General features: G+C 32.7%; 14 protein-coding genes. All 14 read left to right on the plus strand.

Annotated features, from left to right (window positions below; all coding sequences use genetic code 11):
• The 14 genes from COL3_RS12955 (at nt 1) to COL3_RS13010 (ending at nt 9,488) form a co-directional block, all read left to right on the plus strand.
• Nucleotides 1–537 (plus strand): phage baseplate protein, encoded by a 537-nt coding sequence (locus COL3_RS12955; protein WP_008422112.1) that lies wholly within the window; start codon nt 1–3, stop codon nt 535–537.
• Between the two features lie 13 nt (nt 538–550).
• A complete protein-coding gene (locus COL3_RS12960) occupies nt 551–874 on the plus strand; it encodes a hypothetical protein (RefSeq protein ID WP_008422110.1) in 324 nt (107 codons plus the stop codon).
• Nucleotides 871–2,865 (plus strand): glucosaminidase domain-containing protein, encoded by a 1,995-nt coding sequence (locus COL3_RS12965; RefSeq protein ID WP_008422109.1) that lies wholly within the window; start codon nt 871–873, stop codon nt 2,863–2,865. Before COL3_RS12960 ends, COL3_RS12965 begins: the two co-directional genes overlap by 4 nt.
• A 12-nt stretch (nt 2,866–2,877) precedes the next feature.
• Entirely contained in the window at nt 2,878–3,435 is a 558-nt protein-coding gene (locus COL3_RS12970) for a Gp138 family membrane-puncturing spike protein (RefSeq protein ID WP_008422107.1), read from the plus strand.
• A gap of 47 nt (nt 3,436–3,482) precedes the next feature.
• Nucleotides 3,483–3,845 carry a hypothetical protein gene (locus COL3_RS12975; protein ID WP_008422104.1) on the plus strand — a complete coding sequence of 121 codons (363 nt, stop codon included), beginning with the start codon at nt 3,483–3,485 and terminating at the stop codon, nt 3,843–3,845.
• A 16-nt stretch (nt 3,846–3,861) separates the two neighbouring features.
• Complete coding sequence (locus COL3_RS12980) at nt 3,862–5,037, plus strand: baseplate J/gp47 family protein (RefSeq protein ID WP_008422102.1); 1,176 nt, start codon at nt 3,862–3,864, stop codon at nt 5,035–5,037.
• An 11-nt stretch (nt 5,038–5,048) separates the two neighbouring features.
• The gene (locus COL3_RS12985) at nt 5,049–5,705 is read left to right on the plus strand and encodes a DUF2612 domain-containing protein (RefSeq protein ID WP_008422100.1); all 657 of its coding nucleotides are present in this window, start codon (nt 5,049–5,051) and stop codon (nt 5,703–5,705) included.
• 19 nt (nt 5,706–5,724) lie between these two features.
• Nucleotides 5,725–7,317, plus strand: a complete 1,593-nt coding sequence (locus COL3_RS29320; protein ID WP_008422098.1) for a hypothetical protein — start codon at nt 5,725–5,727, stop codon at nt 7,315–7,317.
• A 15-nt stretch (nt 7,318–7,332) separates the two neighbouring features.
• Entirely contained in the window at nt 7,333–7,596 is a 264-nt protein-coding gene (locus COL3_RS12995; RefSeq protein WP_008422096.1) for a hypothetical protein, read from the plus strand.
• Nucleotides 7,596–7,760 carry a hypothetical protein gene (locus COL3_RS28795; protein WP_008422093.1) on the plus strand — a complete coding sequence of 55 codons (165 nt, stop codon included), beginning with the start codon at nt 7,596–7,598 and terminating at the stop codon, nt 7,758–7,760. Before COL3_RS12995 ends, COL3_RS28795 begins: the two co-directional genes overlap by 1 nt.
• A gap of 130 nt (nt 7,761–7,890) precedes the next feature.
• Entirely contained in the window at nt 7,891–8,418 is a 528-nt protein-coding gene (locus COL3_RS13000) for a hypothetical protein (protein WP_008422091.1), read from the plus strand.
• Between the two features lie 41 nt (nt 8,419–8,459).
• The gene (locus COL3_RS28800; RefSeq protein WP_008422089.1) at nt 8,460–8,609 is read left to right on the plus strand and encodes a hypothetical protein; all 150 of its coding nucleotides are present in this window, start codon (nt 8,460–8,462) and stop codon (nt 8,607–8,609) included.
• A 74-nt stretch (nt 8,610–8,683) separates the two neighbouring features.
• The gene (locus COL3_RS13005) at nt 8,684–8,986 is read left to right on the plus strand and encodes a hypothetical protein (protein ID WP_008422086.1); all 303 of its coding nucleotides are present in this window, start codon (nt 8,684–8,686) and stop codon (nt 8,984–8,986) included.
• A gap of 1 nt (nt 8,987) precedes the next feature.
• Nucleotides 8,988–9,488: a hypothetical protein gene (locus tag COL3_RS13010; RefSeq protein WP_008422084.1), complete on the plus strand. Its 501-nt coding sequence runs from the start codon at nt 8,988–8,990 to the stop codon at nt 9,486–9,488.
• Nucleotides 9,489–9,653 lie beyond the last annotated feature (165 nt).

Genomic DNA, 9,653 nt, shown 5'->3' on the forward strand with positions numbered 1-9,653 from the left:
GTGGCACAAGAAGTTGTTAAAACTTATTTAGAGACAAGTCAAGGAAATTATATGTTTGATGCCTACTTTAACATAACACATAACAGCGAATTAGAAGTCACTGAACATCCTGTACAAACTAGTGCCAATGTTTCAGACCATGCATTTATGCAGCCGCTAGAACTTACATTTGAAGTGGGTATGTCTGATGTAATGTCAGATGTTACGAATAGTAATTATGAGAGTTTTTCTAGCGATACAACAAGATCTATAAATGCTTATAAAAAGCTTAGAGAATTACAATCAAATAGAATTCCAATTAATGTAGTAACTAAGTTATGGATTTACAATAATATGATGATAAAAACCCTTTCAGCAGTTGACTCAAATACAACAGCATATGGATTAAGAGCCACAGTAACATTAAAAGAAATACTAGTGGCAACTGTTACAACTGTTAAGATATCAGAGAGGCCACAAAAAAGCGAAGAAACAAATGAAGGCGACCAAAAAGTACAGAAAGTTGACGAGAGTTTATTATCCGAAGCATTTAATTAAAGGAGGACTTAAAATGTACGTATTACCATTAACAACAAGTCCAAACCAAACATTCACAAGCACAATTCCGATTGATGGGAATAAGATAAAATTTAATTTCTTCCTTAGATATAACACAGAGGCAGGATATTGGGTGTTAGATATTTCAGATTCAAGTAATACAAGCCTTTTAGCATCAGTTAATTTAGTTTGCGGCCTTAATTTATTAGAACAATATAGTTACCTTAAGATAGGTTCCGCTTATTTAGTTAAAACTGACAATTCCCTTATGGATGATTCGCCTAATGAATATAATCTAGGAACTTCATTTGTTCTTTTGTGGGGTGATACTAAATGAGTACAAAAGAACAACAGGATTTTATAAATAAAATTGTAAAAGGTGCTCAAAAAGGTTATGAAAAATATGGAGTGTTTGCAAGTGTCACAATTGCTCAGGCATGTTTAGAATCTACATGGGGAACATCTCCTTTAGCTAGAAGAGATAATAATTTATTTGGGATTAAATATGGTGGGAACCACGACCCTTCTTTAACTATAACACAAGGATCTCAACCTACTGATGGGACAGGAGGATATTATGCTCATTATGAATCGTGGGATGATTCAGTTCAAGATCATGGATATTTCTTAAAAAACAATTCTCGGTATACAGATGCTGGCGCATTTAATGCAACAACGCCCGAAGCGCAAATAACTTCGATTGAAAATGCTGGATATGCAGTAAATGCTGATGGATCTCTAAACGAGCAATATGTACCAGATATAATGGCAACTATAAATGCTAATAATTTAATTCAATATGATACTGGCACATATACAGGTGGAGATAGTGCAAATAGTAACTCGGACACAATAACAGTAGAAGCTACAAATTATCAAGTAGTTGCTAATAGTGAAAAAACTGGTGATGTATTTTTTGGAAGAAGGTATAGAATAACTGTATCTGACGATAATGGGAATGCCTTAGATGTTTCAGATTTGCATTGTACATTTAACATAGTAAAAACTATACAAATGGAACCTAACTCAAGTGAAATAACTATTTATAATCTAAATGTACAAACAGAAAATGCAATTATGATGACAGGAAAAAGGGTAACAGTAGAAGCAGGATACGAAGGGACTCAATTTGGTTTAATATTTGATGGAGATATACTTCAAACTATCAGGGAAAGAGAGGACGGTACTACCTGCAGTTTAACAATTATAGCATTAGATTCAGATAGGGCAATTAATTTTGAAATAGTTAATTTTTCTATAGCGAGAGGGCAAACCGCAAGAAGTATAATTGATCATATAGCTAATAAAGCAAGTAATCCAATCCCTTTAGGAAGTATTTCAGATAAGCTTAAGGGCCAAACTTTTACAAGAGGAAAAGTCGTATTTGGAAAAGCTAGTGATTATATAAGACAAATAGCTAAAAGCTATGATCTTCATTGTTATATGGATGATGGAACATTAAATTTAATAAGTATGGATGAACTTCCAGAGGGAGAAATATTTGAATTAAGCCCTACAAGTGGTTTGATTGGGACACCAACTCAAACAGATTACGGAATAAGTGGACAATGTTTATTAAATCCCCAAATTAAATTAAATAGCCTTATTCATATAGATAATAGCTTAGTAAGGGCGAAAAGAGTAGATGTTACTGGTTCTAATTCAATGCCAGCTACAACCTCAACAAATGATTCTAATATACCAAGTGTAAATAATGTCAGAAGTTCAATTTTGAAAGAAGCGAAAAAGTTAGCCGATGATCCTAATGTGCATTATAGTGAAAAATTGAGAGGACAAACAGTTGATGGCATAACTTATTATGATTGTTCCGCATTTACACAACATTGTTATTCAGTGGCAGGATTAGAAATAAACCCAACAAGCGAAACACAATATGCGCAATGTCAAGCAAAAGGTTTAACAAATATAAGTTTAGATGCAGCAATTCCAGGAGATTTAGTTTTTTGGTTTCATGGGGATGATGCTTATCATGTGGCAATTTATGCTGGAAATAATTCAATATACGCAGCGAGCACAGACCAAAAACCAGCAGATGACCAAGTATTATATGAATCGTTATATGGACAATATGTAATATGTAGACCAGAATCACTAATAAAGGCTGATGGAGGAGAATTGCCAAGTGCAAATAATAATACGGATAATTCAGGAGATACATCACAATCTTTGTTTAGATCACTTGATAAGGATGGTATCTACAGGGTTATAAAAATAACTTACGAAGGAGACACAAGAGGTAATGACTGGTATGTAAATTTTGAGACTATAGATCAATTGGGTGGAGCTATAGCAGCAGTATCAAATTAAAGTAGGTGGAATATGAGTAGAAATATAAATGAAATAATTGGTTCCGAAAATGAATTATATAAATCTATGGGGGATGCTTGGAAAAGTATTTTAAGAGTTGCTTGTCCTGGAATAATTCAAAGTTTTGATGAAGCAACTCAAACATGTGTTATTCAACCAGCAATAAAAGAAAAGATTACAAATAATGATTATTCAACTAAGTGGATTGATTTACCTTTACTTTTAGATATTCCTATAGTTATTCCACGTGCTGGTAACTTTTGTCTGACTATACCCCCAAAAAAAGGTGATGAATGTTTAGTAATTTTTGCTGATATGTGTATCGATGCATGGTGGAGCTTAGGAGGATCACAAAATCAAATTGAGAAAAGAAGACATGACTTAAGCGATGGTTTTGCAATTTTAGGAGTATGGTCACAACCTAATAAAATTTCTAACTATTCAACAGATTCATGTCAGCTTAGGAATCTTTCAGGATCTCAATATATCGAGATAAAAGATGACGGAATTAATATTAAAGGCAATGTAAATATAGTAGGTAATGTAAAAATCAACGGTACATCTTATTAAGGTTTTAATGAGATGTTTTTTTATTACTTGTTTAAGGAGATGAGCATTTGAAATATAGAATTTTAGATACAAATGGAGATTATAGTTTCGGAAAAGGACAACAAAATTTAACTTATGGTACTTTTGCAGTCAAACAAGCTATACAAACAAAATTAGGGTTGCTAAAAGGTGAATGGTGGGAAAACAAAGAATTAGGTCTTCCTTTATTCCAAAGTATTTTAGGACAAATAGGAGTAAAAGACAATATATCAATTGTTGATACATTGATAAAAAAACAGATAATAGGAACTATTGATGTGACTGGGATTGAAAGTTTTTCGAGCATTTACGATTCAGCGAATAGGTCATACTTATTTACATGTAAAGTTAACACAAAATATGGGAATATAACAGTAGAAGAAAGTTTATAGAAAGGAGAGCTGATATATGGCGTATTTTGCACCATACATTGATGATACCGGATTTCATATGCCAACATATTCAGATATAAAGGCGCAATTAATATCTGATGCAAAATCAATTTTTGGGTTTGATATTTATTTAGAAGCAGATTCTCAGGATTATCAATGGATTGCAACTGTTTCAGAAAAGATATATGATGCTTTTCAAATTGCACAAAAAGTATATAACAATAGAAGCCCTGCTACAGCAGTAGGAAGTGCGTTAGATTCAATTGTCAAAATAAACGGGATTAAAAGGCAATCAGCAACATATAGCACCTGTACAGTAACGATTTCTGGAGTGGCAGGAACAGTTATAAAAAATGGCATTGTCTTGGATAAAGGAAGTATCAAGTGGGATTTACCAAGCGTTGTAACGATATCCGATACTGGAACTATAGATGTAATTGCTACTTGTGAAATAGCTGGTCCAATAGTAGCTAATGCTGGAGATTTAATAAATATATATAATCCTGTTTATGGATGGAACGGCGTATATAATTCTAACAGTGCAACGTTAGGATCAGATGTAGAAACTAATAGTGCATTGAGAAAAAGGCAGTCACAAAGTACAGCACAACCAAGTCGAACATTGTTAGAGGGTACAGCCGGAGCAATTGCACAACTTAATGGTGTGACAAGATCAAAAGTATACGAAAATGATACAGGACAAGTAGATGCAAGAGGACTTCCAGCACATTCTATTACATGTGTAGTCGAAGGTGGAAATGATGAAGATATAGCGAATGCTATTTTCCTTCATAAAGGACCAGGATGTTATACAAATGGCAATGTAACTATAGATGTAACGGATATAAAAGGACAAGTACATCACATAAGATTTTTTAGGCCAACATATGTTGATATAACTTCAGTTATTAATATAAAGGCTTTAAGTAGTTATACAACTGTAACTACTAGTACTATAGAAAGTAATATTCAGGCTTATTTAAATTCAATGGACATAGGAAGTAATTTAGCTATATCCTCTCTTTGGGGCGTAGCTTTACAAGCTATGCCTAATTTAGCAGATCCTATGTTTTCTGTTACAGCTATTACAGCTAGTAGGTTGGGCGGAACTCAAGGAACACAGGATATAACAATAGCATTCAACGAAGTTTGCAGAGGCAATATTAATTATATTACTGCAAATGTATCATAAGGGGTGGTTTTGTGGCTATAAATAATTACTTAGATAACATAACTTCCCAACATAGGGATAAACCCAAATTTATATCTTGGCTAAGTAAAAATCTAACCATTCTTGATAATGTATATAACACAATAAAATCGATGGATGATAATTTTGATTTAGATAATGCCATAGGTGCTCAGTTAGATACACTGGGAATCATTATTGGAAGAAATAGAGAACTTACTTTTCAGCCGCTTAATGGTTTTAGCCCAGTCATGGATGATGATACTTATAGATTAGCACTGAAATCAAAAGTCGCAATGAATAACTGGAATGGGACAATCCCCCAAATGTATGAAATCTGGGATAATATTTTTGGAGAAGATGCTGATATAGGTTTGCAAATTCAAGATAATCAAGATATGAGTTTTACTGCATTTGTTACAGGGTATGTAGATCAAATTCAGCAAGATTTAATTCAGCATGGATATATAGTTCCAAAATCAGAAGGAGTGCAGGTCAATTATATATCAAAAAGTCCTGTAATATTTAGCCCGTATTCAGGAATGCTTGTATCAAACTGTAAAAAGGAAACTATTAATATGAGTTTTAATCCTATTGAAACCATTACGTTTGCAACTAATTCTTCAATAATAACAGGTGGAATAACAACATCTAGTATAACTTTAAAATAAAAGAAGGTGAATATATAAAATGGCTATTTTTAATAATATGTATATAACAAATGCTGGTCAAGCTTTATATACAAAGGCTCAAGCTGGTCAACAAATACAATTTACTAAAATGCAAGTTGGATCTGGGCAAATAGGAACTCAAAATCCAGCTACATTAAATGCGTTAGTTAATCCTCAATTTAATGTGGCGATCCAATCCATAACAGCTAATAGTGACTTAAAAACTGCAACAATTAGTGGAAGCATAAATAACAATAATATAACACAGGCAGTATATATTTGCGAGATAGGGTTGTTTGCAAATGACCCAAATGCAGGTGAAATATTATACGGTTATGCAAGTGCAGGAACTTATGGTGATTATTATGCACCATCAACAGCAGGACCATACACATGGAATTATGAAGTTAATGCTGCTATTGGCAATGCTGCTAACGTAACTGCACAATTAAGTGGGTTAACTTATGATTATGGTGTAATTAATACTAATACTACTTTCAATAAGATTTCTGGTGGGAATCAAAAAGAAATTAATAAATCAATAGATACATTTCTGGCTGATTTAACATACCAAACAGCTGGAGGAACAGCAACAGCAATAACATTATCAACGCAAACCTTAGTAAATGGCTATTTTAAAACATTTATAGCTAGTGCAAATAATAATAGTGCGGCAACTACTATAAACGGAAAATCATTATACAAGCCAGGAACCACTACAGCTCCAAATTTAATAGCAGGGAAAGCTTATACAGTTTGGTATAATTCTACAGGTGATTGTTTTTTTATAAAAGCTAGTGCGGAAGGCGATGCAGATTTGACTAATGTACTAGCTGGTAAAAAGTTTAGCAATGATAATGATACAGGGATAGTTGGAACAATGCCTAATAACGGAGCTTTGGGAGGAAGTTTAGACATTAATGGAACTTATACAATTCCTGCAGGTTATACAACAGGTGGAACTGTAACACAAAGTATAACAACAAAAGCTACAGCAACATATAATCCTAGTACAACGACTCAAACAATAGCTGCAGGACAATATTTAAGTGGAGCGCAAACAATTAATCCAGTAACAGGGACAGCAGGAGCAGGAGACGTATTAAGCGGCAAGACATTCGCATCAGCTAATGGTATTGGATTAACTGGAACAATACCAAGCAAAGCTGGAGCGACAATAAATCCAAGTACATCACAACAAACAATAGCTGCTGGTCAATATTTAAGCGGAGATCAAGTAATAGCGCCTATAACAGGAACTGCGACTGATGCAGATGTTGTGTCAGGAAAGACTTATAATTCTGCGGCAGGAATAGCAAGAACAGGAACTGCAACCGTGCAAAGCTTAGGTGGCCAATTATATACAACAGGTTCAATTGCACATACTAATGGTACAGCTAATACAATTACACTACCATTTACACCTAGAGTAGTAATGCTTACAACGTCAGGTGGTACTCTAATATGGTGCGTGGGCGCCTATTATAACTATGGTTACCCTATTAGTTCAGCAAACGCAACACCAAATAATACCATTGTTTTTTCAGGAAACACCATAACAATTATTTCAAGTGTATTAACAACCACGTATACTTATTACGCATGGTCATAGAAAGGAGATTAATTTATGAAAACATTAGTACTTTATGATGAGACAGGTTATATTTATCTAACACAGACAGGATCTTACAGAATACCTCAAGGAGGAATTGATTACCTAGAAGTTGAAATTCCAGATGGAAAAATTGCAAAAAGTGTAGATGTGTCTGTAACTCCACATACACCGATCTATGGCGATATGCCTAAATCGGATGTAGAAATACTTAAAGAAAAACAGGAATTAATGCAAAAAGCATTAGATGATGTATTATTATCAGGGGGTGCTTTATAATGGCAGATTACTTAGCACAAAGAATAATTGATGGTGCTTTTGATAATTCAAAAGAGGGAATGACAGGGTATCAATATGTAATAAGTAAAAGACCTGATCTAAAAAATGGTATAGATACTTATTTAACAGAACAGGGTAAAGCAGATTTAATTACTGCATTATAGGAATGTAGGGCGCATGAATTAAATAAGAAATATAAGCATGACTGAGGACTTTTAAGAAGTCTTTTTTTGTTGTTTAAAAAAAGGATATTAGAAATTTATATTGAAATAAAGGTAATGAGGTGGTAAAAAGATGGACAACTTAATTGCTTTTATTTCAAAATTTGAAGGGATAATTGGTGCATTGATGGGAGTTGTGGCAACGCTTATAACTACGCAACTAATAAAGAATTTAGGAAAATTATATTTCTATTTTTATGATTATGATATTAAATATTATGGTCAAAATGAGTATCATATTCATAGTGAAATGGATGATTTAAGTAAATCAAATTCCTGTCATTATAGAGTTAGAATGCAACTATATAATAGTTCGGAAACTATAAAAGTGCTAAAGGACATGAAAATAGAGTTTGTTTTAGGAGAAAAATCTATTATTAATAAACCAAACAATGAGGAAAATGTAGTGAAACGTGCAGGGTTTAATGATTATAAAGATTTCAATTTTATAAACATTCCGCCTAAAGAATTGATTGAGATAAAAATCAATGGAAATATTCATGATAATAATATGATTAAAATGGGTAACATTAAGAAAATATATTTTATAGCTAAAAATCATAAAAATAGAACAATAAAAAAATTAATAAAAAAATTCTGAAAGCATTCTTCATGAGTGCTTTTTATTATGGAGGTAATTAAATGTTAGGTATATTCATTACAATCATCTTAACAATTGCAATATCCCAACTGTTAATAGTTGTATGGAATGATATTTCAGGAAAATTGTATTTTAAAAGGCAAATTGAAAATAAGCTTGGTAGAAAAATTAAATTTAAAGATATAAAATAATGCAATAGATCAGCACCAATAAGGTGTTTTTTTATTGCTTATTTTTATAAATCTGAATAAAAGGAAGGTGTTACATGGATGCAACAACAATTGGAATTATATGCACTGTTTTGGGGTGTATAATTGGGATCTTAGGATATAACAGAGTTATGAATAAAGATGCGGAAGCGGATGGATTTACGAAGGCAAAATTAGAATCTATAGCTAATGGGGTAGACAGCATAAGAGTAGATATTAAAACACAAGGAGAAAAAATAACTAGTGTTAATGAACGATTAATAAGAGTTGAGGAAAGCACAAAATCGGCCCATAAGAGACTTGATGAATTCGAATTTTATAAAAATGACAAAGAAATAAATAGAAAAGGTGGTATGTAAAATGATAAAAGCATTGGTAACAATTTTAGTAAAATTAGCAGAGGCAAAATTAGAAAAGGCAGGGATTGAAGCTATACTTTTAAAGAATCAAAATTACTTCACAGAAGCAAAAAAAATATGGGATGCAGGCGAGGAAAATAAGAGAATTGCTAAAACAGTAGAGGAAAAAATAATTTCCAAGATAGATCAATTTAATGCAGCTGTATTAAAAAAGTTCCCTGAACTATCTCAAAAAGATATCGATGATCTGCGCCAAGCAATTGGTGGAGCTGTAAACGCTGGTAAAGAAGCAGTATTAGATAATTCAGATTTATTAAAGCAACTTCAAGATGTTAATACTCAACTACAAGCCGAAAATGTAAGTCTTAAAAATCAGCTAAGTCAAGTTCAATTACTTATTGGAAATAATTCAATAACTCAAACAATAGATTCTAATCAAGTATCAGTATCACCAACTGCAACAGATCCAGTAATTCCAGTTCAAACTGCAGCACAAGCTTAATTCTTGGAGTAGCCTTTTAGGGTTACTCTTATTTTTTTTATTTGAAAGGAATGATATTATGAATATTATAGACAAAGGTTTAAGTTTTGGGCCAATGAATATGAATAACCATCCAGCCATGTTAATTGTACATCATTTAGAGGCAGAAGGGCCACAATGGACAGT

Origin of the sequence: Clostridium sp. LS, assembly GCF_002760435.1 — a bacterium.
GTDB lineage: Bacteria > Bacillota > Clostridia > Clostridiales > Clostridiaceae > Clostridium.

Bases quoted from the DNA above. Each gene is read 5' to 3' on its own strand.
- COL3_RS12965 (WP_008422109.1), top strand. From the start codon at position 871: ATGAGTACAAAAGAACAACAGGATTTTATAAATAAAATTGTAAAAGGT.
- COL3_RS12960 (WP_008422110.1), top strand. From the start codon at position 551: ATGTACGTATTACCATTAACAACAAGTCCAAACCAAACATTCACAAGC.
- COL3_RS29320 (WP_008422098.1), top strand. From the start codon at position 5,725: ATGGCTATTTTTAATAATATGTATATAACAAATGCTGGTCAAGCTTTA.
- COL3_RS12995 (WP_008422096.1), top strand. From the start codon at position 7,333: ATGAAAACATTAGTACTTTATGATGAGACAGGTTATATTTATCTAACA.
- COL3_RS28800 (WP_008422089.1), top strand. From the start codon at position 8,460: ATGTTAGGTATATTCATTACAATCATCTTAACAATTGCAATATCCCAA.
- COL3_RS28795 (WP_008422093.1), top strand. From the start codon at position 7,596: ATGGCAGATTACTTAGCACAAAGAATAATTGATGGTGCTTTTGATAAT.
- COL3_RS13000 (WP_008422091.1), top strand. From the start codon at position 7,891: ATGGACAACTTAATTGCTTTTATTTCAAAATTTGAAGGGATAATTGGT.
- COL3_RS13010 (WP_008422084.1), top strand. From the start codon at position 8,988: ATGATAAAAGCATTGGTAACAATTTTAGTAAAATTAGCAGAGGCAAAA.
- COL3_RS12980 (WP_008422102.1), top strand. From the start codon at position 3,862: ATGGCGTATTTTGCACCATACATTGATGATACCGGATTTCATATGCCA.
- COL3_RS12970 (WP_008422107.1), top strand. From the start codon at position 2,878: ATGAGTAGAAATATAAATGAAATAATTGGTTCCGAAAATGAATTATAT.
- COL3_RS13005 (WP_008422086.1), top strand. From the start codon at position 8,684: ATGGATGCAACAACAATTGGAATTATATGCACTGTTTTGGGGTGTATA.